The following is a 25,935-nucleotide window of genomic DNA, read 5'->3' as shown; positions in this document are numbered from 1 at the left end:
TTGTATTTTTATCCGGAGAGAGAATAAGAATCTTTGGTTTCATTCAGCCTCTCACAATTTTCGCTCTTATTATAGACCAGATTCTGGATTTTCTTGGTCAGTTTGAGCGCTTCCATCCCGTCGCTTCCGTTGATGAGAGGACGGGTGCCGTTCTCGATAGAGCGCAGGAAGTGGGCCAGCTGAGACTTCAGCGGTTCCTCTTCGCTGCCGTAGGTCTCCTCCAGCTCATTTTCGCGCTGGTAACCGCTTTTATCCGATCTTATTCCTCCGCGGCGGGTAACCTTTATTTTGCGCTGCAGATAATCCAGTTCTATATAGGTGTTTTTGGTGGTTATAGCCATCTGACGCACCTTTTTGTTCGTGGCCCGGCTGGCAGTCAGGGTAGCGATAACTCCACCATCTATCCGTATATTGGCCACGGCATAATCTATATGAGAGTTGGAAGCAACATTCCTGCCGAAAGCGGAAAGATCTTTGATCTCACCCGGCACTAAAGAGCTGACTATATCCATATCGTGGATCATAAGATCCTGAATAACATCTGTGTCATCTATGCGGGGGTCATAAGGTCCCAGGCGGTGAACGTCGAGAGCTAAAACTTCTTTATCCTGCAGAACTCCAGGTAGGGCCTGGATGGCAGGATTGAATCTCTCTATATGTCCGACCTGTACTCTGAGATCCTTCTCGTTTGCCTTGCGCAGCAAATTCTTCGCTTCTTCCAGCGAATCGGTTATCGGTTTTTCTACAAGGATATGTAAGCCTTCCTCGAGAGCCCGATCAGCGATTTCGTAATGGGTGGTGGTAGGGGTGGCAATATTGACAGCATCCACCTCTTTCATCAACTCCTGATTGGAATCAAAAGCTTTGACACCATAACTGTTGGCTATCTCATTTTTTCTCTCATCGTTGATATCATAAACCCCGATCAGCTCGCACATCTGATTCAAAGCAGCATAAGCTCTTACATGATTTTTCCCCATGCTGCCCACGCCAATAACTCCAACTTTCCTTTTTGACATTAGCAAAAAACCTCCTGTATTCTAACGACAGATTCCCCGATCACTGCTATCAAGAAATGTCAGAAATTCAGTTATTTCGGCTCCGTCAAGATTTGCTTCTATTTCTTTTGCTGCCTGACTGACGTTGAGATCAGATCGGCAGAGCAATTCAAAAGCTCTGGCTATCTGAAGTTTAACCTCGCTGTCAGGACAGTTTCCCGGCCCTTTCAAACGGGCAGGATGCCCTCCGGCCTTGAGGTAGGGAGGAACATCCTGATTGACCTTGGCCTGCGGCTCGACCTGGGAACCGCTGCCCAGACGAACAAATTGATGAATTCCGGTTAGAGCACCTATCTGACTGTGACTTCCTATTTCTACATGGCCGCCCAGCTGGGTAAATTCCTCCATTCTTATATTATCGGCCAGCAGGCAATCATGAGCAATATGCACACAGGTCCCCAGATGATTGCCATCACCTATTTTGGTCATGCCTCTTTCTTCTGTCCCGCGATGCAGGGTAGCTCTGGTGCCGATATAGTTATTGTTCCCTATAATAAGTCTTGTCCTTTCATCGTCATAGCCGAGATGCTGGGGTTGAAAACCCATCAGCACCCCTCGGTCTATGTAATTATTGCAGCCGATATAGGTATCGCCGCGTATCTCAACTCCTGATGATATAAATGTTCCCTCTTTTATCACCACTTCCGGACCGATAATTACCCCTTCGCCCAGCTCGACATCTTCAGCTACTTCAGCTTCTGGATCGATTAAAGATCGGTGGCCGGAATCTTCAGAATGACCTTTTTGTGCCATAATTAACTATCCTTCTTTCTCCCTTCTGCCCTGCTCAAAAAGCGGCAGCTAATTTCATAGGTTCAATAAGTTATATAATCCTCTGCATGATGGGAAATATACTGGTTTTGTCCATCTTAATTTATTCTATCGAGCCTATTATATCATGATTACCCGGCAAATATCAAAGGTTAATTTCCTCAAAATACTTTTCGGACTCCTTCAGGCGGCGCTCCAAAAAGATCAAACCCGAAACGATAGGAGTTATCGCTAAAATCATAGCCCACGTGATAGCTAAAACAATCTCGCTGACGGCGCAGACCCACCAGCTTATAATTCCAGTCCTCCTCATGGTAATCATATTCAAGCCTGGTTTCGAGCTGAATGCCTTCCCGCAGCTCTTCGTCAGTCTCATAAAAACTGGCCGTCCGCAGCCCATAAATCAATTCCTCATCATCTTCATCCTTATCATCATCTATATCAAAATAAGGCTCTCCTCTCACACTGGTCTCCTCCCGGTTCAGGGTGATGTCGTTATGAATCGTATCCCCCTCACGTTCATAATTAAGCCGTAAATCCGAAAATGTTTCCTGATAATAATCATAATCCGGCTGATCGGTGTAATTGATATGACGAAACGATATATCCGCCGCCAGGGTAAATCCCCGCCCGAGCTGCAGACTATCCCCCCAGGCCGGCTTTACTTCGAGCTGACGGGCCTCTTTATCCTCATCGACCTTGCGCCCATAACCCGTCCGCAGCGAAGAAGTAGATGTCAGATCCAGTTCGGTCTCGACATAGGGTAGATATTCCTCGTCAAATCCTCTTCTATAGCGCAGAGAAGTGGTGGTCCTATCGGTATCATGGGTCAATTGATACTCATCCCTATCAAGATCCCCATCTCTATAATCATGATAAAAATCGATGGTAAATTCATCGCTGAGGTACTCGTTATGGGTATATTCCTGCCGCCACTCCTCCAGTTCAAAATCATAATGCAGATCAAAACGCTGATTGCGGCCAGGAGGCGAATAATTTAAGGTGGTGACAAGCGGCCTTTCTTTATAAACATCATCCTCATCATCTTCATGCCATTCTTCCGTAATCGTATAGCGCTGGCGCAGCCAGAGATCATCCCGCAGATCCCGCTGCCAGCCAAGATACCTGTCCTCTTCTATATCTCCCTCATCATCCTCATAATCATAGCCGAGATGAGTTGAAGTCCGTTCACCGACCTGAAGTTCGCTGTAACCGCCATAGCCTTCCTCCCATTCATCCTCATAATCATCGTATCTATCGTAATAAGTTTCCAGCATCAGCCAGTCGGCAGGCTGCAGATTAAGCCTGCCGCCGTAACTTTCCTCCCATTCATCCTCTTCTTCGTCCTCAATATGCTCATCATAATAGGTCTCCAGCATGATACCGCCGGTCGGCGTGAAAACATTTTCCAGCGATATTTCCCGGGCATCTTTTTCCGTATTGTCAAAATAAATTACTCCCTCGGTCAGCTCTTCCCGATAATAGGGATATTTTATCTCGGCAATCACTCCCTGTTCTCTATCGTAGGTGAGTTCGCGGATGATGGAATCCGACTCCTCCCCTTCTTCATCGTACTCTATGGTGTAGGAGGGCAGATAAAAAACCCGGGTATCCCCCCAGAGGACATCCACCCTCTGGGCCTCGATCTTCTCGCCGGGATATATTTTCATCACCTCCGGCTCAAAACGATAATGCGGATCGGGATATGCACAGGGTGTGACGACAGCATCTTCCAGCTCAGCCGCGTGATCTTTTTCACTAACAACTTTAAAAACCTTACCCTCCACATGCACATCGTTGATATGAGATCGGGCCGATACCAGTTCCCCTTCCTCGCTGAAATAATTATATGTAAGAGATTCGCCTTCGATGACCTCATCGGCCGTATATAAAGTTACGGGGTCACCCTGGGCGTATATATCACCGGCATCCAGAAAATATTCTATCTTGCGGGCGTGGACTTCAGTTTCACCGCGGCTGAAAACTGCTTCCCCTTCAGCCCGCACATAACCCTTTTGATAATCGACATGAATGCTGTCCCCGGTCAGCTCATAATAATCCCCCTCCACAGATTCCTGCAGAGAACCCTCCGGATCCGTTTCGGCGATTATCGATCCGCTGAATCCGGGCAGGCCGCCGGGGTATAAAAAGATAAATAAAAAAATGATCAAAAAAAATAAAGCCGGTTTTAAAATGATGAATACAGCGGTGCTGTAAACTGTCTTATCCCTCATATTACTGTTCCTCTTCGAGGGGAAGACCGTAAACGTCCGCCCTTCTGGTTATCTCCATTTCTACAATCTCGCCCTGCTCTAACTCTTCCTCGCGACCGGGCACCGCCCCCGCAAACAGCATGCCTCCCGGATGTTCTAAAATTGCAGCTCCGGCCACTCCTCCGCCCAGAGCCAGAAAACGGGAGTTATCGAAGCTGAAAAACTCTCTGATCCTATCCGTGGTACCATCAGGTTCTTCAGGCGGGAGAAAATCAAACCGGAGCCGCTGTCCGTCCAGTGAGTAAAGCTGATAATCTTCAAAATGAATCTCTCCATCCTGACCGAAATAGCTGCGCGAATCTGTCCCGGTAACCCGCAGTTCTCCGACTGCTCCAGCCGGCAAGATCAGTACATCATCGACAACGAAATCCTCTTCCAGAGAGAAGTTAACCCGTCGTCCGGTTTCAATATCGCCGGAATTGACAGCAGTTTCAATTCTAACCGTAAAGCTCTCACCTGGAGCAATTTCAATCAGTTCTTCAGCTTCGTTTGCTGTTATATTCCCCTCTTCTTCACTTTGAACCAGCAGTTTTTGCAGCCGGGGTAAAGCGCCGTCCCGGCCCAGTTCGCGGCCCGTATAATCCGCCTGTATACTTTCGGGCAGAGCCAGCTCGCCGCTCAACCCAAATTCTGCTTCCAGTGCTGCCAGCCTGTCCAGCAGGGGCTCAGTCCGGGGAGAACCGAATTTATTTCTCTCAAGGGCAGCCAGCAAAAATTCCATTCCCGGCGATCCATCTCCACCCAGCACATAACTTTCCAGCGATCTCAATCTGAGCTCCGGCTCCCCCTCTCTAACCCGACCATAAAGCTCACGTTCCGCCCTTTCCAGACGTTCGACGGTTTCCTGCCCGGAAATTTCACCTCTGAGTTTCTGCTCCACTTCGCCCAGGCTGTTTCTTTCTCCTTCAGAAAATTCAAGGGCCGCAGCGGGTACTGTCACTGCGGCTGTCGCTATCAATATATTGAAAACCATAATAAACGCAAAAATCAGCGCTGAACTGTCATTTTTGAGATTTGACAAAATGCATCACCGCCTCTAAAAATCTATGGTGAAGCTAGCTCTGATGTTGTATTCATCTTCCCCTTCTTCATCTTCAGGAAAAAGTAAGTTCTCATGGCGCTGATAACCCAAAAACATCGAGCCCAGTTCGGTAAAATCTACACCCAGACCCAGATCGAGAGTTGTCTGCTGTTGTAGTTTATCCTCGATCTCTTCTATGTCGAGAAGTGAATATGAGGCTGAGAGCATGGCCGAATCCATAACATCCAGCTCGAGACCTGTGGTTCTCTCGCGGAACATATCTCCTTCATCAACCTCATAGTTGGCCCGCAGTCTATCAACTCTTTCTCCGAGGTGATTGTTGATATCACTGTACTCAAAACCCAGCTCTGCAGTCTGCCGGGAAGGAGAAAGGTAAAGATCCTCATAGGTGAAACCGGCTGAAAGAGATAGCTCTTCCAGCGGACTGTAATTAACTCCCAGACGGCCTGTTTCAGTTTCTTCTCCGTCGCTCCAGAGATAATCACCTTCCCGTGTTATACCTTCATTCATATTTCCGGCCGAAGAATTCGACTCCAGCCCGGAAAAATCATCTTCATATTCGAGATAATCGAGCTCCTCTGCGGAATTTTCCCGACGATGAAGCTGATCGGTCTGTTCTCTGCTAAAACCGGCACTCAGGGCGGTGCTGTCACTCAACGATAACTCGACATCGACACCGGTCAGCTCACCGCCATCAGAGTAAAATTCATCTTCAGTTTCTATAGCATTCAAGCTCAGACGGGAGGTGAAACTATCGTCTTCGGCTGTTTTGAGTTCACTCAATCCAGCCCCGGAATAATCCGGATTCCGACTGTCTCCATCTGCCATAAGATGATCGGCCGTATCTTCAGGGCTATCGCCGTCATCGAACTGGCTGGCCAGGTCGTACAATTTTTCCCGGCCCTGTTCGGAAAAGCTGCGGTAATTTTCCTCGTTTTCAGGCAGTTCTAGCTCCTCATGCTCGAGGCTGATAACCTGGGCTCCCTGATCCACATGCAGGTTCTGCCACCAGTTATTGGCCCGCAGGCCATTATCATTGCTTTCGGCCTGGAGAGGAGCGGCCAGCACAGCGAGTAAAATAAACATACTTATAACACCCGCTGTAACTCCGACCGGTGAGAGGCCGATAATATTCTTTTTTATAAACATTATGGGTCGGAGATAGGATTTTATGTTAGCCATCTTTGAATCTTCCTCCCGCAGCTTTTATTTCAATATCAGCACTTATATTATAACAAAATCAGAGACACAAATCCAGCAACTTTAGGATCAAAACCTATATTTTTTCAGATTTTTCTGCCGGCCTGGCAGCCCTCCCCACTCCGATATATCTTATTCCGCGGGGAGCCACCTCTTTTTCATTGTATACGTTGCGCAGATCAAAGAATACAGGCTGGTTTACCACTCTTTTCAGGCGCTCAAAATCCAGCCGGCGGAATTGATTCCATTCAGTTAGAAGAACAACCGCATCGACGTTCTTCATCACATCATATTCGTTGGCACAATAAACTATATCCCTTTCATATTCATCCAGACATTCAGCCGCGTTCTTCATCGCCTCGGGATCGAAAGCCTGAATGGCCGCTCCCTCTTTTATGAGACGGGGAAGTATGGTCAGAGCCGGAGATTCTCTCATATCGTCGGTTTCCGGCTTGAAGCTCAGGCCGAGCACTCCGATGGTCATGCCCGCAAGCTGACTGCCTTCTTCACCGCTGCCCAGCTCATTGATGATCTTATCGGCCATATATTCCTTCTGCTCTCTGTTAACCTGGATGCCGGTTTTTATCAGCTCGAGATCTATACCGGCCTCCTCGGCCATGCTCACTATCGCCCGGGTATCCTTGGGAAAACAGCTGCCGCCATAACCGGGACCGGCCCGGAGAAACCTGTGAGAAATCCTGCTGTCCAGCCCCATGGCCTGAGCCACTTCATTCACATCGGCATTGACCTGCTCGCACAGGCGCGACATCTCATTGATAAAAGAGATTTTGCTGGCCAGAAAAGCATTGGAAGCATATTTTATCGTCTCCGCCGTCTCCAGATTGGTGAAAACAAAGGGCACATCGTCCAGGAATAGCGGGCGATAAATTTCAGTCATTATCTCCTGCGCTTCCTCGCTTTCGGTGCCTATAACCACCCTGTCCGGATCGGTAAAATCATTTACAGCCCTGCCCTCGCGCAGGAACTCCGGATTGCTGACCACATCGAAATTATAGTTTTCGCCCCGTTTTTCCAGTTCTTCCTCGATGACCTCCGCTACCTTACGGCCGGTGCCGATCGGCACAGTCGACTTATTGACCACAACCCGATAACCATCCATATATTTACCCACCTGACGGGCGACTTTTAACACGCTGCTGATATCGGCAGTTCCATCATCATTGGGGGGAGTGCCGACCGCTATAAAGATAACCTCGCTCTCCTCCATCGCTTCCTGAGAGTCGGTGGTAAAAGAAATCCTCTCGTCCTTGAGATTTCTCTCCAGAAGCTCCTTGAGGCCCTGTTCATAAATAGGAACTTCGCCCTGATTCAATTTGGCCACTTTTTCCTCATCTATGTCGACGTTAATGATGCTGTTGCCGAAATCAGCCAGGCAGACACCGCTGACCAGCCCCACATAACCCGTTCCCACAATACTTATCTTGTTCTTATACATAAAACTTATAACCCTCCAGAATTATTGCCGTTTTATCGCGGTTAAGATTTGATCAAAGATCATAGACCTCTCTTATGTACTCGACCTCAGCTTCAATCCCTGCTTCCAGGCCCGTTTTCGGTTCATACCCGAGCATCTCTGCCGCCTTAGAGCAGTCGGCCGCGGTGTGGCGCACATCTCCATCCACCTCACCCTGATACTCCCGCCCGGGGCTTTGACCCGCCTTTTCTTCGATAATATCGACAGCTCTATTGAGCTCTATATTTCCATCCGGCCCCCCGATATTGAATACCTCTCCGCTGACATTAGTCCTGGCGGCCAGAAGATTGGCGGTGACAGCATCCTCGATATAGGTAAAATTGCGGGACTGCTGCCCGTCGCCAAAAATAGTTATCGGCTCGCACTGCAAAATGCTTTTGATGAATATGTGAAAGGCCATATCCGGCCGCTGTCTCTCGCCGTACACGGTAAAATAGCGGAGCGAGACGACCGGCAGCCCGAAGTTATGATGATAAAGCTGGCAGAGATTCTCGCCGGCCAGTTTGGTGACGCCATAGGGCGAGACAGGTCTGGTGCGGCCATCTTCCTGCATGGGCAGATCCTCGGTTTCCCCGTAAACTGAAGAGGAAGAAGCGTAGACAAACTTATCTATCCCGACCTCATTGGCCGCCTCCAGAAGCCTCTGGGTTGCCAGCACGTTGCTGTCCGAGTAAATTTGAAAGTCTTCGCCCCAGCTGGCCCTCACTCCCGCCTGAGCCGCCTGATGAAAAACTAAATCTCTATCGGCCAGAATCTGCGGAAGCCCCTGCTCTAAGAGATCAGCCTCCAGCAGTGAAAAATTATCTTCATCGCGCAGCCGGCGCAGATTGTAATCCTTCAGCCGCCGGTCATAATAATCGCTGAAATTATCTATGCCCAAAACATCCATTCCTTCAGCCACAAGCTTTTCAGCCAGATGCGATCCAATAAATCCAGCAGCACCGGTCACCAAAGCTTTCACAATTTTACCTCCAGTACCTGCTTTTTGTGCCAAAACTTCTGCGTTTTTATAAAAGCTGCTTGAGATCATCCAGAGTTTTAATTTCGGAAATTCTATCGACCACAAAGAGAAGTTCGGCATAGCTGCAATCTGCCAGCAGCTTCTCCGCCTTTTTATTTTCCTCCTCGGAAAAACGCCGATCCAAAAGCAGTTTGATGACATCCAGCGCTCCTCTGCGTCTGGTCTGCAGAACTCCCGCATCCATTTCCTCATCCAGCCCCAGTTCGGCCAGCTTTTCCTCAAAATCCATAATTTCATCTCCTCCAATACTTAACTTCGCGGCCGGATTTGTATTGTCCTCCCTCAAAAACGGCCGACTTTTTTTCACAAAGAGAGGTTTCAAAAAAATTTTTCGGCCCCGATTCAAAAACCCGCCGGCCGGCAGAAATACCGGCAGGCGGGTTTGATTATAGGCTGACTTTCAGAATGAAAATTTACCGGGGAGGATTTTTCCCGCATTTACCAGCTCATCAGCTCGTGCTCCAAAAACACCTCGTATTCCAGCCGGCTGTCCTCGCTGCCTTCGTATTCTTCAGACCCATTAGGACCTACTTCAATTTCCCTGTAATCATCGGCATCTATCGAGCCGTCCTCATCGAGCACATCCTCGCCAAAATCGGTGTAGGTGGTGGTGAGCTCCAGCACCGTATCTTCGGCCAGATCGCGGGATTTCTGCCACTCGAAGACATAATCATCGATGCTGCTGTCGTAATCGGAGCCGGAAATATGTTCTCCCAGCTCTCCTTCCTCGACGGAACCGCCATAATAGATCTCGGGATCGCTCTCCCAGTATTCGACCTTGAAGGTGTGATCGAAACCTACAGCGTCATCGACATCGAGCGCAGCCCGGACCAGCTCGGCCTCAGCGCCCTGGATGCCGGCAAAAACGTTTTCGCGCAGAAAACCGTCGCCGGCCGGATGATCATCGGGAGTGCCGTCGGTGAAGGGCCAGATACCGGCGCTCACACTGGCGTAATCGAGATGGGCGGAATATCTCTCGCTCAGATGATAACTGACTCCCAGCTCAAAACCATCATAATCCTCCTCAACCTCAAAAGAATCTGCTGGGCCAGGTATATCTTCCATCTCACCTTCGTCGTCGTGATAATAATAGGCGGTGCGGAAATCGAGATTTTCCACCACCTCCGCCGCCTCGAAGTTTAGCTCGGCGGTGACGAACTCGTATTCATCCGGGGCAGCAGGATCAGGCATATTAACCAGTTCGATCACCGGGTCTTCATCGGGATAGGTATCATCAGGATCGGTTATGGCCGCTCCCGCTTCGAAATGGGAGACGTCGATGCCGTAATCTATCCCGGCCTCTTCCACGCTGCCATCCAGGCTCAAACGGCCCATCTTGCCCGATTCATCGAGCAGGCTGTCGGTGGAATTATCGAAGACATAATCGAGATCCGTGCCCAGCATGAGATCGAGCTCATCGCTGACATCAAAGGTGGTCTCCAGATGTCCCCGGCGCAGATAATCGAAGGTATGACCGCCGTAAGAGGTTATATCATCGCGCATGACAGAAAAATGCATACCGGAAAGACCGTGCACCTCATCGCCGACATTTATTCTGAGCACATCTCCCTCGACATCGGGGTGAACGGTGGTATCGTCAGGAGACCATTCGACGTAAAAATCGAAGCCGTCCATAAGCCGGTGGGCATGCTCAAAGGTGAGCTGATAATCGGTGCCCACACTGACCGTCTCCGGAGAGAGACGATTATGTATAGTGTCCAGCTCCATGACCAGTCTGCCCACGTATTCGTCCTCCTCCTGCTCCAGCTCATCCATGCGGCCCTCGATTTCCTTCAGATTGGCGTTTATCTCATCCATGCCGGCCTGCAGATAATCAGTCTCAGTGGCTATCGATTGATCGAGCCCGGCTACATCGGCTTCCAGCTCGGCCAGTTCATCTTCAAATTCATCCACCAGATTGGCCACTATTGCAGTGACCTCCTCGGCCTGCTCTTCGGTAAGCTCCTCGGGCGCTTCCGGGGCAGCCTCCTCCAGAGCCGACTCGATGATGAACTCCATCTGCTCTATCTGTTCAGCTGTGAGGCCTTCACCGGCCGTCTCGATATCGGCTTCTATATCCTCCATCTCATAGGTGAGATCGCTCAAAGCCCGGTCGATAATGACCGCCATCTCATACCGGGTCATATTCTCCTCTCCCCGATATTCACCGTCGGGATAACCCTCAATTATACCGGCGTCGACCAGCTGTGCGATCGCTTCATAGGCCCAGTGATCCTCTTCCACATCGACCATTTCCGCCTCCAGCACCGGCGCGGCTGTTAAAACCAGTGCTAGGGCCAACACTATTACCAGCTTTCTCATCTTCCTGAATTACCTCCTATTTTGATTTATAAAAGTTTTTGACTCTCCCCTTAAAGGGCATCAAAAGTTATAACCCAAACCGAGGCTCATCTCCAGACTCGAATCGAGATCGCTGACCCCGGTAATCCACATGGCGTCGACTCTTACGCTGGTCCTGTCTCCCACAGCCTGTTCCAATTTGCCGCCAAAATGAAGATCTAACTCGGTGGTGTCATCGTCAAAATCATCGAACTCATCGTCATCGACAGATATCCTGTAAAGCCCGACTCCGGCCAGCAGGCTGACCTCGGAATCCCTGAGCATCAGACGCGGGGTGAGATCATAGGCAGCGCTCACCCTCAAAGGCGCAACGCTTCCATCGGAATAGGAATAATAGCCGGCCTCGCCGATTACATTTACTCCCGGCAGCAGCCTGCCTTCCAGCCCTGTTTTAAAGCCCATCTCTCCGTCAGCAAAAGAAAGATAAGAAGGGGCAAAAAACACCCGGGCGTCAAAAGGTTCGGGAATTTGCGCCTCAGCTGAGCCGGATACAAAGGCCAGCGTCATCACCAGCATTAAAACTGCAAAACCTGTCAGCAAAGCTTTTTTCATATTATGTAATTCCATCCCTCCCCGGTTTCCTGTTTAAAAATCAAAGGAAACGCCGAAACTCGTTTCCACGCTGGTATCAAGATCGCTCAACCCGGTGACCAGCAGCAGATCAGCCCGAATATTGGTTCCTTCGCCAACTTCCTGATCGATCAAACCGCCCAGATGAAGATCGAATTCGGTCGAATCATCATCAAAATCTTCGAGTCTGCGGTTGTCCACCGAAACCCTGTAAAAGCCGAGGCCGGCGACTGCACTGACATTAAAACCGCCGGGGGCATCCAGGCTTTCGGTAACATCATATAAAGCGCTCAATCTCAGGGGAATAATGCTGCCATCTGAATAGGAATAATAACCCGTCTCAGCCAGGGCATCGACTCCCGGCACCAGTTCCCATCTGAGACCGGTTCTAAATCCCAGCTCGCCATCGCCATAGGAAAAATAACTGGGAGCGATAAAGGCGTTGACGGTGGTTTCCTCATCATCGATCGGCTCTTCAGCCCCAACCGCCATAGGACCGGCCAGAAGAGCCGCGGTCACCGCCAGAGCGATAAAAATTAACAAAAAATTTCTCTGCATTTCTGCCAAACCTCCTGTTTTTATCTGATTTTCTGGCCAAAATTCATTTAAAAACTGATATGTTAAATCAATTTATAGGGTGAATTTATGTATCCCATAAAATACCTGACGTTATTATATCATATAATTTTTAGATTTGTAAGCTTTTTGGAGCCTTCGCGGCTGTAAAACCGTGCCGTTTCAATATCTGCTTAAAATTAGTCCTCCTATTAAAGAATGTATGAGAATTTAAGCAATCTCTGTCACGGTGAGAAATAAAAGCTCGGTTCCCGCGGCCAGATCCTCCATATCGGTCCATTCCTCCGGCGAATGACCCTGGCCGTCCCGGCTGGGGACAAAGATCATACCGGTTTTGGCGATATCAGCCATCATCATGGCATCATGACCGGCGCCGCTGTCCATGGTGAGACAGCTGATATCGGCATTTTCAGCCTTATCCTGCATAATATCGATTATCTCTCCGGACATCCCGGTCGGCTCGACCGAGATCATCTCTTCAATTTCATATTCCAGCGAATTCTGCTGACAGATGCCGTCCATTATCTCCGTCAGCTCTGAAGATATATTCTCGACGTCCTCCATGTTTTTAGAGCGGATATCCACGGTAAATTCTACCCGCCCGGGGATAACATTGGTAGCTCCGGGCGAAACATCCACATTACCCACGGTAGCCACCGTGCCCTCACCCGTCTCCAGAGCCAGCTCCTCTATCCTGCCGAAAATGTGGCCAACAGCAGCCAGAGGATCCCGGCGCATATCCATGGGAGTCGTGCCGGCGTGATCGGGGCTGCCCGTAACACTTACGTTCAAATGAGTGATGCCGACAATTTTGTCGACTATTCCCACTTCCTTATCCTCCGCTTCCAGCAGAGGGCCCAGCTCGTTGTGCAGCTCCAAAAACACAGCTATTTCCTCCGGCGAACGACGCGCTTCCTTAACTTTTTCCGGCGGGAAACCGAAATCTTCCAGAGCCTCAGCAAAAGAAATCCCCTGCTCATCGTAACTTTCCTCCAGCTCTTCTCTCGCTACCCTGCCGGTCATAGCTCTGCTCCCATATAATCCGCTGCCGAATCTGCTCCCCTCTTCCTCGATCAGGGCGACAAATTCCAGCGGATGATCGGTGGTTATCTCCTGTTCTTCCAATACCCGGGCCACTTCCAGAGCAGCTACCACCCCGGCGGTACCGTCAAAACGGCCCCCCTGACGAACAGAATCAAAATGAGAGCCCAGCATGACAGCCGGCAGCTCTGCTTTTTGATCTCCGCTGCCCGCCCGTCGGCCGATTACGTTACCTGCCTGATCCTCTCTCACTTCCAGGCCGGCTTCTCTCATTTTCTTCTTGATATATTCCCGGGCCTCTCTATCCTCCTCGGTCAGTGAAAACCTGGTCACTCCCTGACCCGGAGTGGCTGTAAATTCCGCCAGTGCCTCGATATCCCGGGCGATTCTCTCCTTTTTGACATTCATCGGATTTTAGCCTCCTGATATGATAATAATCGGAGCTTAAATTAAATAAAGGCGACAAATACCTGCCGTCATTGCATCATATAATTTCTGGATTTTTGACATCCTCCCCGCCGATTCACTTCGTTCATCAACGAGGATTCCTGGAAGGAACTTGCGAGGTTGTTTGCTGATTAAACGCCAGTCTATTTCTAGGAGACTGTTGAAAAACCTCGTTCTTTGAAAATAAAATATGCGATAATTTCTTGAAAAAATGTTTGCGAGGAAAAAATAAAACACCAGCAGCACCTATACTGTCGATGAAGTGGCCTTTTTCTCATTGTTTCCGGTTCCAAGTACATCTTTTGCCTTCTCAAGACATACTCCTGGTACATCACCCAGCAGTTTAGGCAGCCTTTTTATGTTTACCGCTAAAGCTTTACAGATCATCTGAAACTCTATTTTGCGTTTGCCAAAAAACCGGGCACGTCTCATGCCGTGCCTGAAGAATAATTCAGCTATCTTTCTTTCAAAGATATAACGTTTATGATAAGTTTCTTCAAAATCTTCCTGCTCAGTTACTACTGAAACACCCGTTTTGCTGTCTCTTTCATTGGCTGGAGTTACCATTACATTGGTGATCCACAATGTAATCAGCATTATAAAAAGATTTCTGGGAAGACTTCTTGCCCATCATGAATTTTTGCCCCCATATATGTATTGAATTCAATCCTTTACTTAATTATATTATACCACATAATCGCCTGCATTAACAAGGTTTATGGGAATTTTATGGAGGAATTTGTATTAAAAACATGGGGGTTTTTCAACACCCTTCTAGAATTAACTTTTTAATTTCAGGATTATCTAAAATTGTTTTTCTATACTTTGGTATCCATACAAAATGATAATTTAAAAGAAACTTTGCGTGTCTTGTGCTTTTATAGGTATTCATTAATATAAACCCCTTTGTTTCAAATATTTATATCATTATAACATAAAAGGGTTTACGTACAAGAAAGAGGGAACAACGCCGATTCATCCCCGCCGATTACATCAGCGGGGCTTTCTCGGATGAACTTCGGTAAGTTTTACTGGCCGAAGTTTGCTGCTATTAGCTTGTTAATTTATATACAATATGTGCTGAAATTTTGATTATTTTCGGCAAATACTTGAAAAAATCCCATTTTGTTTGATAAAATTATGGCCTGTAGAAGGATCATGTCTGCTTTATTACTTTATTTTATTTGTTTTTTAACTGACTAAATCTTTGTTATACCAGCATCTAGCGCACAGTCGGTGTTTTTTTCTGTTTTCTGTATATTTCAATTAGAAGAATAGTTAATATAATAACAAACTATAGGAGGCAAAAGATGTCAGCTGAAAAAAACAATCAGCAGAATCGCGGGATTATCGACGCTCTTCTTGACCGCGTCGAGAGAGCTGGAAATCGGCTGCCGCATCCCCTAATCCTGTTTTTCATCATGGCTCTTTTTGTCATAATAATTTCTGCGGTGGTAGCAGCTGCGGGAGTAACTGTAGAACATCCCACCACCGGCGAGACTATCGAGGCTTTCAATTTGATTTCGGTCGAAGGATTTCAGAGAATTCTCACCGAAGCCGTCGACAATTTCACAGGATTTGCCCCGCTGGGCGTGGTTCTGGTAGCCATGATAGGAGTCGGAGTCGCCGATTACGGTGGTCTCATTACGGCTCTGCTCAAAAAGGTCATCATGGGAACTCCAGAAAAATACATCACTTCAGCGGTTGTTTTTGCCGGTATTATGTCAAACCTCGCTTCTGATGCCGGTTACGTAGTGCTCGTTCCGCTGGGGGCGGTTATATTCAAGGCGATGGGACGACATCCAATAGTTGGTCTGGCAGCTGCCTTTGCCGGAGTTTCGGGAGGCTTCAGCGCCAACCTGCTGCTCGGCACTCTGGATCCTATGCTTGCTGGAATAACAGAAGAGGCGGCACATATCATCGATCCCGATTACTTCGTCGATCCTTCGGTGAATTATTACTTCATGATCGTTTCCACTTTTGTTATAACTCTGGTCGGTACTCTGGTCACGGAAAAGGTGGTAGATCCCCGGTTTGGCACCTACTCACCGGAAGATAGCGCCTCCGAGGATGGTGGACCGGGAGCCAGTGAAGAAGAACTGGAAGATCTAAAACCCGAAGAAAAAAGAGGGCTGCGTTCAGCAGGTCTTTGGTTTTTGGTATGTGTAGGTCTCCTGATTTTAGGTACAGTGCCGGAATGGGGCATACTGCGCACAGAAGCGGGTGAGCTTATAGATGCCGCCTCACCTTTTATGGCCGGAATGGTACCGATAATAACTCTTTTCTTCATCATTCCGGGCATAGCCTACGGCCGCAAAGCTGGAACTATAACCAGCAGCGATGATGTTGCTGGCTTTATGGAGCAGGCTATGGAGGATATGGGCGCTTACGTGGCTCTGGCTTTTGCCGCCGCTCAGTTTGTGGAGTATTTCAGCTGGTCGAACCTGGGCGAAATTCTGGCCATCGCCGGAGCTGATTTTCTGGAAGCTATAGGTTTTACCGGCCTGCCCCTGATTCTGGTATTCATCATAGTATCGGGTTTTATCAATCTATTCGTGGGCAGCGCTTCTGCAAAATGGGCAATAATGGCCCCGGTATTCGTGCCGCTTTTGATGCAGCTGGGATACAGCCCCGAATTTGCTCAGATGGCCTATAGAATTGGTGATTCAACCACAAACATCGTCACACCTCTTTTGCCCTATTTCCCCATAATCATCGCCTTCGCCAAGAAGTATGATGAAGATATAGAGCTGGGGACTATAATCTCCACGATGGTACCATACTCAGTGGGTTTTATGCTGGCCTGGACTGTGCTGCTCATCATCTGGTTTGGTCTGGGGCTTCCCCTCGGTCCGGCTGGAACAATATATCTTTAAAGACAATTGTGCTGAATGAGCTGGATTTTTCTGCCGATAGGCTGCTCTCTGATTTGCCTCCGTTATACCGCTGAAAACAAAAACCCTAAAAAATTATGGGCAGCGCCGGCTGACTGAAACTGACCGACGCTGCCCTGTAGTTATTCAATCCACTATCAATCCAAAAACCAGGAAAATATCCAGAATCCTTTTGCTGCGGCACATACCCGGGACTCTTTAAACTGTCATCCATTCTGCTCGTTAGTTTGTTCTGACTCCGACGCCCAGTGATCAAGCTTTTCCATGACGAGATCATAGGTTGTTTCGGAAACTTCAGGAAGACTGCCGCCCAGAATCCTTCTGGCTTCATCAAAGCCTTTATCGATGGCCTCCCTTAAGAGATCATACTTTTCCGTATCATCGCCGGAAATTGCCCGGGCAAAGTTGACAATCCTGTCGCTAACTGCTTCCGAGCTATATATACCGCCCTCTGAAATCATCTCTCTGGCTTCAGCTGCTGCCTCTTCATCAACTTCTACTTTTTCCGGAGAGGCCATAGCTTCTTCAAAAGTCATACCCTGTCTGGTCAAAAGTTCTTTAACAAGTGCTCTAAGACGGTTTTGGGCCGAATCGGCTGCCTTTTTAATCTCATCCAGAGCTTTTTGATCTATCCTGTCAGCCGGCCTATCATAGGTGGTCTTATTTGAATTGCGGATGCCCGGCAAATATTTATCATTTTCATTATTGCTGACATTGTTATCGCTGTTATTGCTGCGGTTTTTTTCAGCTTTATTGGCTTCATTTTTGCCAGCAGACCCCCTGCCAGTTTCAACAGGATTTACTCCCGGAATTTTATCAATCTTCATCTGCTTCACCTTCTTTTAATTAGTTACAGCAAAATCCGCGAACTTTTTTTCCCTCAGTTCCAGGCTCGCCAGGGCGCCAGGGCCGCTAAAATTTGACGATTTTCTTTGTAATCTCATTATATCATCAAATTCCGGGTTTGGATAGAAAAATAATAAAAAATATCTTAAAATGTATAGGTCAACTGCAGACCCAGCTCAGGCCCTCTGAGATTTGATATGGGATCACTTTTTACGGATTCGTTCCCTATCTCCCAGCCCCGGCCCAGATCATGAGTGAAAAGATAGCCAACGGATAAATCCATTGCCAGCGATCCCCGCAGCCTGTGATGCAGATTAAAATTGGGTTTTAAAGCCAGAAAATCTTTTTTCAGGGTGACAGAATTATGTTCCTTTAGGGAAACTTCCTCCAAAATCTCGGGAAATTCACCGGGTTCACCGGCATTTAAATATAACTCCAATATAACTCCATGCTGCCTATCCCTCCCATTAATCCCAGAGCTATATCTGTGTTCTCTCTATCCTCTACCTCTCTGCCTCTTTCATATATCAAACCAGCATAATTTAAGCTCAACCCGGCTTGATTACCATCAGTGCTGGAATCAACAGAACCCCGGCGATAAACCGCTCCCAACCGGTCCCCTTCTACCCTGCCGGCTACAGCTCCAGCGCCATAAAGAAAAACATTGCGATCTAGAGCCGGAAAACCATCCTCCTCCAGCAGATCATTAAGATCCCCTATGTTCATGCGAAGAAAACCGACCGCCAGCCCCGAGCCTACACGCAGATTAAGTCCGGCCAGCCCCTGCTCTAATATCTCTGTGTCAGCTTCCATATCCACAGTCTCCGCCCTTATATTTCCCGGAATATAGACAAATGTCATAAATATTATCAACACCGCACTAAGGCTTAATGTGATAACTTTTTTCATTTTTTACCTCCTTTAGCCTCCTTTAAACTGATCCGCTCCCTCTCATATACCTTTTTTTCTGTAGAGAAATACCAGAGCTATGAAAGAAACGAATATGCTAATAACCAGAACCGCAAACTCCAGCGCTAAATCTCCCGGCTGGAGTGCCTGGGCGATAGCTTTTTCCTGAATCTTAAAATAATAGGTGGTCGGCAGTAATGACGCCAAAAAATTCATCACTCCCGCTCCGGACAGGGCAGCCAGCTGGGGCACCAGCAGTAAAAGCATATATACAGGCAGACCGATGGTGCCTGTAGATCTCTGATCGGGAGATAAAAGTCCCACCATCATCCCCACCATAATAGAGAATATGGAAATAAGTGCTGTGGACAAAAAGATAATTATAAGACTTCTGCCTTCCAGCCCCACAATCAGGACCAGCAGCAGAGTGACGATCAGAATTGATATATATGTGAGAAGACCCTTGCCGATAAGAACTTCTTCTGCACCGGCCGGTGAGAACAGCAGCACCTCAAGTGTTTTCTTCTCTTTTTCTTCGGCAATCAGCATAGAAGGCACATACATCCCCATCATCACAACCAGAAATAAAAGCCCAATATTGAGAGCGAAGCCTGAGGGCATATCAGGCACAAAATAGGTAAAAATGATCGTTAAAAGCACGGGCAAAAAATACATAACCAGCAGATTTTTATTCTTTTTTATATCCTGAAATTCTTTGAGCAGTATGGCAGCGATTATCCTCAGGCGATAATTCATTTGAGTTCACTCCCGGTGATGTCGACGAAAATTTCAGCCAGTGTAGGTTCACTTGAATGTACTGCCCCCAGCCTGCCTTCTTTCATCCAGCCGGCAATTTTATCGGCAGCTTTTTCAGAATTAATCTCTAAAGTTCTCTTTTCAATTTTCCCCTCAACTTTCAACAGCACCTCGAGTTTGCCAGGAGAATGATTAAGTTTAAGTGAGGTAGGATGATCAAGTGCGGCTATTTCTCCCTCATCCAGAAAAGCTATCCTGTCGCTTAGTCGATCCACTTCTTCCATATCGTGAGAGGTGAGAAGTATTGTCAACCCCTTATTGTTCAATCTCTCCAGCAGCCGATGTATGCTGGCAGCCGAAGCCGGATCTAGACCGGAGACTGGTTCATCCAAAAACAGGACTTCAGGTTCATGCAGCAGAGATCTGATCAGCAAAACCTTTTGCTTCATTCCCCGGGATAACTTTTTTACCGGTGTATCAGCCTCAGCAGCCATCCCCACAAAACTGAGATATTTTTCTATCCGATTAAAATCGACCCCATATAGCCGGCAAAAAAACTTCAAATTTTCCCTGACGCTGAGCCGTTCGTAGAGGTTGGTTTCTTCCGGCATGAATCCCAGGCGAGGACACAAAAATTTCCGATGGCTGAAAACATCTTTCTCCATGATCTGCACACTGCCGGCATCAGGGTCTAACTGTCCGGTTAAAATTTTTATAGTGGTCGTCTTACCCGCACCATTGGGTCCCAGCAGAGAAAAAATCTCACCGGTTTCTATAAAAAAATCAAGCCCTTTCAGCACTTCTTTGTTTCCATAATTTTTTTTCAGATTCTCTACCCGGATCAAGATTATCCCTCCCGATTTGTTGTATTATAGCATAACAAAAAAAATTTTACTACGCTTAAAATTTTAAATCAGTAAAAAACATTTATTGATTTTCAAAACTTTCTGTGGTAAGCTCAAAATCACAAGTTGACAGACTAAATAAAAATTGGAAAGCAGTTAAGGAGGTGGATTAAATGGAAGCAGTTTTGCTGCTCGTGATTGTATTTATTCTGCTGGGAGTTATCTAATGTTTTCTCTTCGATCGGTTTTAAAATCATCTGTTCTAATCATATTAATCGCCCTTTTGTTGTTTTTAACAGTTCCGCCAATCTCCATCGTAGAGGCCGGAGAAACTGCAGACACAGACCTGCCATCTGACTGGCAGGAAATAGCAAAAAGCCTGGCGGAAAACGAAACCCAATATAAAGTGACCGACGCCATCATTTCCGGTCTGGATGAGTTAATCCGCGGGGATGAACAGGCCAGGATACTGACATACGTGAGCCTTCTGGAAAATTTCAAGGAGAGAGCTGAAAATGAGCCGGAAAAGTTCTCAGCGGAAAAAAGTCTCGACGAAACGCTGAATCTGCTCGAGCATTTCCGTGAGGATTATGGCCCTGCGGAAGATTTCTCCTATGATTTTGAAATTAAAACAAAACAGACCGAGTCAAAGCTGGAAGATATAGATCAGCAGCTGAATAATTTGAGCCAGGGAGATTTTTCCGAAGATATGGATCTGGCCGAACTTTATCTGGATTTAAAAGAACTAAACTATCAGGAAAAACTGGAAAATCTCGGAGGACTGACCGCGCGCAGCGATAAAGAGAGAGGACGGGTCTTTTTAAAGCTGGCCGAATCATTGACAATCTATCTCGACGATGAACAGCAGACCGATGACATTCAGGATGAGGAAACAGCTGATCTTTTTGCTTCCCTGCTGGAGGAGGAGCTCAGGGGTGATATTAAAACTGATAAGCTGAAAAATTCTATCAGCAATCTTCTGGAAACCTCCGAAGATTATACCGAAGCAGGCTCTGATCTTTACGAAGAGATTAATGTTTTAAGGGAGCAGCTGTGATGCTGGAGCATCTGAGATATTTGACCAGCTCCATACAGGACATACTCTTCCTTTCGGGAAGATTCATCAAAAAAACCATGAGGGGTAATCAAACCTCCTCATGGTTTTTTTGATATTGGTGAATATTTTTTTATCATCTCATAAAATTCTTAGCTCCACAAAATAGCCACCATACGATATAATTACCTTGACCTGTTCAAAAAAGAGTGGCATTATTGAGTTTAAACCCACAGGGAGGAAGTAAATTGGGCCCCAATGCTGCCACGAGGCCGCTATCGGCAGTGCAGACAGCAGCCAGCTGCAGAAACTACTATCCAGGGTATGCTGAATGGGTAGTTATAAACTTCAATACTCAATAAAAGCTGGCAGATTCTTCAACCCTGCTCTTCCCAGTCATGCTCGAGCATGACTTTCATCCTGCCGCTTTGGGCCGCGTCCTGACTTCCGGCCAGCTCGAATCCCTTTTCGTATTCACCTAGCGGCAGCACATGTGTGATAAGCGGCTCGACAGTCAGCCTCCCGTCATTTATAAAGTTTATAGCTCTGATGTAATCCTTATCAATATACTGCAGACTGCCTATAATTTCCAGCTCTCGATCCTGAACGAAAGCCATATTTACCGGAATTTCAGTAGGAGGCGGGACGCCGACCATTATTATCTGCGAACCCTTTCTGGCAATATTTATTGCTGTATCAAGTGTTTGCTCAATCCCCACACAGTCAAAAATAATTTTGAGATTTTCACGTCCGAGATTATCCTCTATCCACTTCGGCAGGTCTATATCGGCTGAATTTAAAGCCTCATTGCAGCCAGTTTCTTTGGCTTTTTCAATCCTGTCATCAATAACATCTGTGATAATAACTCTGCTGGCTCCGGCAGCTTTCAAGGCCTGGGCGGTTAAATTACCTATAACTCCCGCTCCCAGGACCAGGGCCGTATCACCCACCTGAAAATCAGATCTTCTGACTGCATGAATCCCAACAGCTGCGGGCTCAACCATAGCTCCCTGCTGCGAAGTCAGCTCTTCAGGGAGCTTATGAACTTTATCTGCATACATAACCAGATATTCAGCCATGGCTCCATTCCAGCCTACATTTCCCAGATATTTTCCGTTTTCACAAATTTGATATCTGCCGTCACGACAGTTATGGCATACTCCGCAGTTGATAACTATTTCAGAAGTTACCCGCTGACCTATTTCCAGATCATCAACATTTTCACCGACTTTGCGAACGATTCCCGAATACTCATGCCCCAATACGATAGGAGGATCGACAAAAGGATGGTGACCGGTATAGGAATGGACATCAGAGCCGCATATTCCAAATATTTCGGGTTCTATCAAAACCTGATCCGGACCGACCTCGGGAATTTCAACCTCTTTTTCTGCAAATTTTTCTATATCCACCAGTTCAATTTCCTTCATAGTGGCCATAATATCACCTTTGAATTAATTATTTGTGCTGCAGTAAAGTCCGGGTCCGAGCTTAAAAAAACTTTAATAAATAGTATAACCGCCGTCGATAACCAGTGAATGTCCGGTCATAAAGCTGGAAGCTTCTGAAGCCAGATAAACAGCCGCTCCCTTTAACTCTTCGGGTTCTCCCATTCTTTTCATAGGAGTGGGCTCTATCCATTTATCCTGAACATAATCCTTATCCTCAAATTTTTTGGTTATCTCAGTTCTCATATAGCCGGGTGAAATGCAGTTTACTCTTATATTATATTCTGCCCATTCTGCTGCCAGAGAGCGAGTGAGATGCTCCACCCCTGCTTTTGAGGCATTATAACTGGCCTGAGGTTGAGGATTATTGACTATTTTCGCGGACATAGAAGCTATGTTGATTATAGACCCCGATTCCTGCTCAATCATAGGTCTGGCAGCTTCTCTGGAACAAAGATAAACACCATTTAAATTTACATCTATTACTCTTTTCCATTCTTCAAAGGACATCTCTTCAGCCGGTTTATTGATAACTATCCCGGCATTATTAACAAGTATATCCAGAGAATTAAATTCTTTTAAAGTTTTATCAGTCATCTCTTTTACAGCATTTTTATCGGTGACATCTGTTTTTGTGACCAGAACCCCTCCTTCCCATCGTTCACGCAAAATCTCGGCCGTCTCCCGAGCCTTTTCGATTTCAATATCGGGTATTACCAGATCGGCTCCAGCTTCCATCAACCCTTCTGCCATGGCTTTTCCCAGACCTCTAGCCGCTCCTGTAACCAGCGCTGTTTTGCCTTCCAGCCTAAAATCATCAAATAAATTTGACATGACATCATTCCCCCAGCCTATAATTATTTTGTTCTAATTTGTCTTAATAAAAGCTTGACAGCCTCCCGTTAAAATAATATAATTATGAGTGCAATTGTAGAATTTAAAAAACTTTATCATTCCTTAAATATTAGAGGTCAAGAACCTAAGAGAAGGCCTGCTTAAAAGTCGGGAGACCGACCGGGTGGGTTTTCTCTGTTTTTTTAATCCAACTTTTTCACTTCTGCACTGGAGGTGGCGCTCAACTCGAATAAAATTTGCTTTCACAACACTTAACAAAAGGTGGGAAATATTATGAGCAGATTATGGGGAGATTTTAACAGGATAGAGTCAAATTTCGACGATCTCATGGAAAAAGTTGGCGACTGCATGAGCTGTTCTTTTCAGGCTATGCTGTCCTATCTCGAAGAGGGAGAGACCGATAGAGTTCGCAAACTCAATAAAAGTGTACAGACAAGCGAGACGGAAGCAGACAGCATCCGGCGTGAAATAGTCAACGATATTATCAGCGGCTCGCTGATGCCCAATACCCGCATAGACATGCTCAATCTCATAGAGGCTATTGATGATATAGCCGATCATACCGAGGATATGCTGGATGAAATTATATTTCTTCACCTCGATTTTTGCTGTTTGGACGAAGAGAAACTTCAGAAGATGACGGAACTGATAGAAGATCAGTATGAAAAGATGACCAGAGGAGTTGGAGTTCTTTTTGAAGATATGACCAGGGCAATCGTTTATGCCGGGGAGCTGGAGGAAATAGAATCGAAGGTGGATGCTATCGAGGAGGAAATCACCAGAGCAGTAGGAAGAACAGAAAACATCAGTGCTGGAGAAAAGATGGCTCACCACAGCCTGATAAAAAACGTCTCGGACACCGCCGACATCATCGAAAACGTCGGCGATAACATGGAAACGATCGTCTCGGTCAGGAAGGGCTGACGTCATGTGGTATCTGCTTTCAGGAATCTATCTGGGAGGAACGCTGGGAGCCAATGACGCGGCCAATATTTTCGGGACGGCGGTTTACACGCGGGTGGTAAAGTTTCAGACAGCCATTTTGCTCACCACCATTTTCGTCATTCTGGGCGCCGGCCTGGAGGGTGCCGGCGGCATGGAAACCTACGGCCGTCTGGCCGATCAAACTCTTCTGACCGCCTTCATAAGCTCGCTGGCAGCAGCGGTGACGGTTACAGGAATGACCTATCTGGAACTGCCCGTATCTACCTCTCAGGCCGTGGTGGGATCGATTATCGGCGGCAATATACTGGCCGGCGACGTGGATTTTACCCCGCTCATTCCCATCGTGGCAGCCTGGATAACCACTCCCATCGGGGCCATGATCATCGCCTATCTTTTATATAGGATTTACGGAGTTTTTATAGAAGCGCGCATTAACAACATGCAGCGTTTTGAGTATTTTGTGAGAATCGGTTTAATAGTCGCTGGTATATACGGAGCTTACTCTCTGGGCGCCAATAATGTGGCCAACGTGATAGGAGTTTATGTCGAGGCCGGTATGTTCGAACCACAGATCGGCGGTGTGATCGGGGGAATGGCTATCGGCATCGGCTGCGCATACAGCCGGGGAGTGATGAGAACGGTGGGAGAGCGCATCACCAAATTGACCCCTCTAACCGCGCTGATAACAGTTTTGGCCCATTCGATTACCCTCTATATTTACGCTCGCATAGGCATTCCAGTGTCCTCGTCTCAGGCTATTGTCGGCGGCGTGATAGGAGTCGGATTTGTCAAAGGAACCAACATGCTCGACTGGGAGACCACCAGAAATATATTTCTGGCCTGGATATTAACTCCCACGATCGGGCTTATCGCAGGAATACTGCTGCATCTTTCTGCCACTACCCTGGTCGGCTGAAACCGCTGGATAAAGACAGCAGATTTTGATATAGTAATAAGCGGTTAGCCCGACTGTTTATCAGTTGTGCTAACCGCCTGTCTCTTTCTGGCAGCAGAACATTAGTCAGTTTTTCTAAAAAACAGGAGGGTTATTATGAGCAGTGTGGCTGTAATTTATTTCAGCAAAACCGGCAACACCGAAGCCATGGCCGAAGCCGTCCGCGCCGGCATGGAAGAATATGAAGGCGATGTGGAGGTTGAACTCGCCTCAGTCGCTGAATTCGACCCTGCCGATCTGACCGAGTACGAGGGTATAATTTTAGGTTCTCCAACCTACTATGGCATTGTTGCCGCCCCCATGAAAGAATTTCTCGATGAAAGCATAAGTGTGCACGGCGACCTGTCCGGCAAATATGGAGCTGCTTTCGCTTCCTGCGGCATTGAAGGGGGAGGTTCGGAGACCACCTGCCTCACCCTTGTCAAAGCTATGATGGTTCACGGCATGACAGTGAAAGGATTCCACGATATCGGTCATTACGGGCCGGTCAGTGTGGGCGAACCCGGCGCCGACAAAAAAGAGGAATGCAGACAGGTTGGAAGAGAAATAGCCACAATAGTTGCGGAAGATTAA

General features: G+C 47.2%; 25 protein-coding genes and 1 pseudogene. 5 read left to right on the top strand and 21 right to left on the bottom strand.

The window, feature by feature from the left end; translation table 11 throughout:
- Window positions 1-8 precede the first annotated feature (8 nt).
- The 14 genes and pseudogenes from BLT15_RS05090 to BLT15_RS05025 form a co-directional block, all read right to left on the bottom strand.
- Window positions 9-1,019: a Gfo/Idh/MocA family protein gene (locus BLT15_RS05090; RefSeq protein WP_089759325.1), complete on the bottom strand. Its 1,011-nt coding sequence runs from the start codon at window positions 1,017-1,019 to the stop codon at window positions 9-11.
- 21 nt (window positions 1,020-1,040) lie between these two features.
- The gene (locus BLT15_RS05085; RefSeq protein ID WP_089759323.1) at window positions 1,041-1,811 is read right to left on the bottom strand and encodes an acyl-ACP--UDP-N-acetylglucosamine O-acyltransferase; all 771 of its coding nucleotides are present in this window, start codon (window positions 1,809-1,811) and stop codon (window positions 1,041-1,043) included.
- 179 nt (window positions 1,812-1,990) lie between these two features.
- Window positions 1,991-4,063 carry an LPS-assembly protein LptD gene (locus BLT15_RS05080; RefSeq protein WP_089759321.1) on the bottom strand — a complete coding sequence of 691 codons (2,073 nt, stop codon included), beginning with the start codon at window positions 4,061-4,063 and terminating at the stop codon, window positions 1,991-1,993.
- 1 nt (window position 4,064) lies between these two features.
- On the bottom strand, window positions 4,065-5,123 hold the full coding sequence (locus BLT15_RS05075) for a hypothetical protein (RefSeq protein ID WP_089759319.1): 1,059 nt from the start codon (window positions 5,121-5,123) through the stop codon (window positions 4,065-4,067).
- A 15-nt stretch (window positions 5,124-5,138) separates the two neighbouring features.
- Window positions 5,139-6,326: a hypothetical protein gene (locus BLT15_RS05070; RefSeq protein WP_089759317.1), complete on the bottom strand. Its 1,188-nt coding sequence runs from the start codon at window positions 6,324-6,326 to the stop codon at window positions 5,139-5,141.
- A 94-nt stretch (window positions 6,327-6,420) separates the two neighbouring features.
- Window positions 6,421-7,800, bottom strand: a complete 1,380-nt coding sequence (locus tag BLT15_RS05065) for a UDP-glucose dehydrogenase family protein (protein WP_089759315.1) — start codon at window positions 7,798-7,800, stop codon at window positions 6,421-6,423.
- Between the two features lie 52 nt (window positions 7,801-7,852).
- Window positions 7,853-8,800 carry an NAD-dependent epimerase/dehydratase family protein gene (locus BLT15_RS05060; protein WP_089759313.1) on the bottom strand — a complete coding sequence of 316 codons (948 nt, stop codon included), beginning with the start codon at window positions 8,798-8,800 and terminating at the stop codon, window positions 7,853-7,855.
- A gap of 46 nt (window positions 8,801-8,846) precedes the next feature.
- Window positions 8,847-9,167, bottom strand: a complete 321-nt coding sequence (locus BLT15_RS05055) for a hypothetical protein (protein ID WP_143423020.1) — start codon at window positions 9,165-9,167, stop codon at window positions 8,847-8,849.
- 131 nt (window positions 9,168-9,298) lie between these two features.
- Window positions 9,299-11,182 carry an S-layer homology domain-containing protein gene (locus BLT15_RS05050; RefSeq protein WP_089759309.1) on the bottom strand — a complete coding sequence of 628 codons (1,884 nt, stop codon included), beginning with the start codon at window positions 11,180-11,182 and terminating at the stop codon, window positions 9,299-9,301.
- Between the two features lie 60 nt (window positions 11,183-11,242).
- A complete protein-coding gene (locus tag BLT15_RS05045) occupies window positions 11,243-11,788 on the bottom strand; it encodes a hypothetical protein (RefSeq protein WP_143423019.1) in 546 nt (181 codons plus the stop codon).
- Window positions 11,789-11,806: 18 nt separating this feature from the next.
- Entirely contained in the window at window positions 11,807-12,349 is a 543-nt protein-coding gene (locus BLT15_RS05040; RefSeq protein ID WP_089759305.1) for a hypothetical protein, read from the bottom strand.
- A gap of 228 nt (window positions 12,350-12,577) precedes the next feature.
- On the bottom strand, window positions 12,578-13,816 hold the full coding sequence (locus tag BLT15_RS05035) for a Zn-dependent hydrolase (protein ID WP_089759304.1): 1,239 nt from the start codon (window positions 13,814-13,816) through the stop codon (window positions 12,578-12,580).
- A gap of 285 nt (window positions 13,817-14,101) precedes the next feature.
- A complete protein-coding gene (locus BLT15_RS05030; RefSeq protein ID WP_089759302.1) occupies window positions 14,102-14,452 on the bottom strand; it encodes a transposase in 351 nt (116 codons plus the stop codon).
- Window positions 14,453-14,633: 181 nt separating this feature from the next.
- Window positions 14,634-14,747: pseudogene (locus BLT15_RS05025) on the bottom strand (transposase); the annotation flags it as partial.
- Window positions 14,748-15,165: 418 nt separating this feature from the next.
- Here BLT15_RS05025 and BLT15_RS05020 point away from each other — a divergent pair.
- Window positions 15,166-16,731, top strand: coding sequence for an AbgT family transporter (locus BLT15_RS05020; RefSeq protein WP_089759300.1), 1,566 nt, complete (start codon window positions 15,166-15,168; stop codon window positions 16,729-16,731).
- A 224-nt stretch (window positions 16,732-16,955) separates the two neighbouring features.
- Here BLT15_RS05020 and BLT15_RS05015 read toward each other — a convergent pair whose 3' ends face one another.
- From BLT15_RS05015 to BLT15_RS04995, 5 genes are all read right to left on the bottom strand, one after another.
- Entirely contained in the window at window positions 16,956-17,576 is a 621-nt protein-coding gene (locus tag BLT15_RS05015) for a hypothetical protein (protein ID WP_089759297.1), read from the bottom strand.
- Between the two features lie 164 nt (window positions 17,577-17,740).
- Window positions 17,741-18,034 (bottom strand): hypothetical protein, encoded by a 294-nt coding sequence (locus BLT15_RS05010; RefSeq protein ID WP_089759296.1) that lies wholly within the window; start codon window positions 18,032-18,034, stop codon window positions 17,741-17,743.
- Entirely contained in the window at window positions 18,019-18,504 is a 486-nt protein-coding gene (locus tag BLT15_RS05005) for a hypothetical protein (protein ID WP_089759294.1), read from the bottom strand. Before BLT15_RS05005 ends, BLT15_RS05010 begins: the two co-directional genes overlap by 16 nt.
- Window positions 18,505-18,546: 42 nt before the next feature.
- The gene (locus BLT15_RS05000; protein ID WP_089759292.1) at window positions 18,547-19,260 is read right to left on the bottom strand and encodes an ABC transporter permease; all 714 of its coding nucleotides are present in this window, start codon (window positions 19,258-19,260) and stop codon (window positions 18,547-18,549) included.
- Window positions 19,257-20,105 carry an ABC transporter ATP-binding protein gene (locus tag BLT15_RS04995; protein ID WP_200769698.1) on the bottom strand — a complete coding sequence of 283 codons (849 nt, stop codon included), beginning with the start codon at window positions 20,103-20,105 and terminating at the stop codon, window positions 19,257-19,259. Before BLT15_RS04995 ends, BLT15_RS05000 begins: the two co-directional genes overlap by 4 nt.
- 226 nt (window positions 20,106-20,331) lie before the next feature.
- Between BLT15_RS04995 and BLT15_RS04990 the strand changes: the two genes are divergently transcribed.
- Window positions 20,332-21,162, top strand: coding sequence for a hypothetical protein (locus tag BLT15_RS04990; RefSeq protein ID WP_089759289.1), 831 nt, complete (start codon window positions 20,332-20,334; stop codon window positions 21,160-21,162).
- Between the two features lie 374 nt (window positions 21,163-21,536).
- Here BLT15_RS04990 and BLT15_RS04985 read toward each other — a convergent pair whose 3' ends face one another.
- Together BLT15_RS04985 and BLT15_RS04980 are read right to left on the bottom strand one after the other, a co-directional pair.
- On the bottom strand, window positions 21,537-22,598 hold the full coding sequence (locus tag BLT15_RS04985) for a zinc-dependent alcohol dehydrogenase (RefSeq protein ID WP_089759287.1): 1,062 nt from the start codon (window positions 22,596-22,598) through the stop codon (window positions 21,537-21,539).
- A 63-nt stretch (window positions 22,599-22,661) separates the two neighbouring features.
- The gene (locus BLT15_RS04980; RefSeq protein WP_089759285.1) at window positions 22,662-23,441 is read right to left on the bottom strand and encodes an SDR family oxidoreductase; all 780 of its coding nucleotides are present in this window, start codon (window positions 23,439-23,441) and stop codon (window positions 22,662-22,664) included.
- Window positions 23,442-23,735: 294 nt separating this feature from the next.
- On the opposite strand from BLT15_RS04980, the gene BLT15_RS04975 reads away from it, so the two are divergent.
- From BLT15_RS04975 to BLT15_RS04965, 3 genes are all read left to right on the top strand, one after another.
- Window positions 23,736-24,386, top strand: a complete 651-nt coding sequence (locus tag BLT15_RS04975) for a DUF47 domain-containing protein (RefSeq protein ID WP_089759283.1) — start codon at window positions 23,736-23,738, stop codon at window positions 24,384-24,386.
- Between the two features lie 4 nt (window positions 24,387-24,390).
- Complete coding sequence (locus BLT15_RS04970; protein WP_089759281.1) at window positions 24,391-25,323, top strand: inorganic phosphate transporter; 933 nt, start codon at window positions 24,391-24,393, stop codon at window positions 25,321-25,323.
- Window positions 25,324-25,458: 135 nt separating this feature from the next.
- The gene (locus BLT15_RS04965) at window positions 25,459-25,935 is read left to right on the top strand and encodes a flavodoxin family protein (RefSeq protein ID WP_089759279.1); all 477 of its coding nucleotides are present in this window, start codon (window positions 25,459-25,461) and stop codon (window positions 25,933-25,935) included.

This window comes from Halarsenatibacter silvermanii (genome assembly GCF_900103135.1).
In the GTDB taxonomy this organism is placed as follows: Bacteria; Bacillota; Halanaerobiia; order Halanaerobiales; family Halarsenatibacteraceae; genus Halarsenatibacter; species Halarsenatibacter silvermanii.
Note: the sequence above shows the minus strand (reverse complement) of the source record. Positions and strands in the feature narration are given on the sequence as shown.

Coding starts and splice junctions, on each gene's coding strand:
- BLT15_RS04980 (WP_089759285.1), bottom strand. CDS start 23,441: ATGTCAAATTTATTTGATGATTTTAGGCTGGAAGGCAAAACAGCGCTG.
- BLT15_RS05005 (WP_089759294.1), bottom strand. CDS start 18,504: ATGAAAAAAGTTATCACATTAAGCCTTAGTGCGGTGTTGATAATATTT.
- BLT15_RS05020 (WP_089759300.1), top strand. CDS start 15,166: ATGTCAGCTGAAAAAAACAATCAGCAGAATCGCGGGATTATCGACGCT.
- BLT15_RS05015 (WP_089759297.1), bottom strand. CDS start 17,576: ATGAAGATTGATAAAATTCCGGGAGTAAATCCTGTTGAAACTGGCAGG.
- BLT15_RS05070 (WP_089759317.1), bottom strand. CDS start 6,326: ATGGCTAACATAAAATCCTATCTCCGACCCATAATGTTTATAAAAAAG.
- BLT15_RS04970 (WP_089759281.1), top strand. CDS start 24,391: ATGTGGTATCTGCTTTCAGGAATCTATCTGGGAGGAACGCTGGGAGCC.
- BLT15_RS04965 (WP_089759279.1), top strand. CDS start 25,459: ATGAGCAGTGTGGCTGTAATTTATTTCAGCAAAACCGGCAACACCGAA.
- BLT15_RS05035 (WP_089759304.1), bottom strand. CDS start 13,816: ATGAATGTCAAAAAGGAGAGAATCGCCCGGGATATCGAGGCACTGGCG.
- BLT15_RS05080 (WP_089759321.1), bottom strand. CDS start 4,063: ATGAGGGATAAGACAGTTTACAGCACCGCTGTATTCATCATTTTAAAA.
- BLT15_RS05045 (WP_143423019.1), bottom strand. CDS start 11,788: ATGGAATTACATAATATGAAAAAAGCTTTGCTGACAGGTTTTGCAGTT.
- BLT15_RS04990 (WP_089759289.1), top strand. CDS start 20,332: ATGTTTTCTCTTCGATCGGTTTTAAAATCATCTGTTCTAATCATATTA.
- BLT15_RS04975 (WP_089759283.1), top strand. CDS start 23,736: ATGAGCAGATTATGGGGAGATTTTAACAGGATAGAGTCAAATTTCGAC.
- BLT15_RS05050 (WP_089759309.1), bottom strand. CDS start 11,182: ATGAGAAAGCTGGTAATAGTGTTGGCCCTAGCACTGGTTTTAACAGCC.
- BLT15_RS05040 (WP_089759305.1), bottom strand. CDS start 12,349: ATGCAGAGAAATTTTTTGTTAATTTTTATCGCTCTGGCGGTGACCGCG.
- BLT15_RS04985 (WP_089759287.1), bottom strand. CDS start 22,598: ATGGCCACTATGAAGGAAATTGAACTGGTGGATATAGAAAAATTTGCA.
- BLT15_RS05000 (WP_089759292.1), bottom strand. CDS start 19,260: ATGAATTATCGCCTGAGGATAATCGCTGCCATACTGCTCAAAGAATTT.
- BLT15_RS05085 (WP_089759323.1), bottom strand. CDS start 1,811: ATGGCACAAAAAGGTCATTCTGAAGATTCCGGCCACCGATCTTTAATC.
- BLT15_RS05030 (WP_089759302.1), bottom strand. CDS start 14,452: ATGCTGATTACATTGTGGATCACCAATGTAATGGTAACTCCAGCCAAT.
- BLT15_RS05090 (WP_089759325.1), bottom strand. CDS start 1,019: ATGTCAAAAAGGAAAGTTGGAGTTATTGGCGTGGGCAGCATGGGGAAA.
- BLT15_RS05065 (WP_089759315.1), bottom strand. CDS start 7,800: ATGTATAAGAACAAGATAAGTATTGTGGGAACGGGTTATGTGGGGCTG.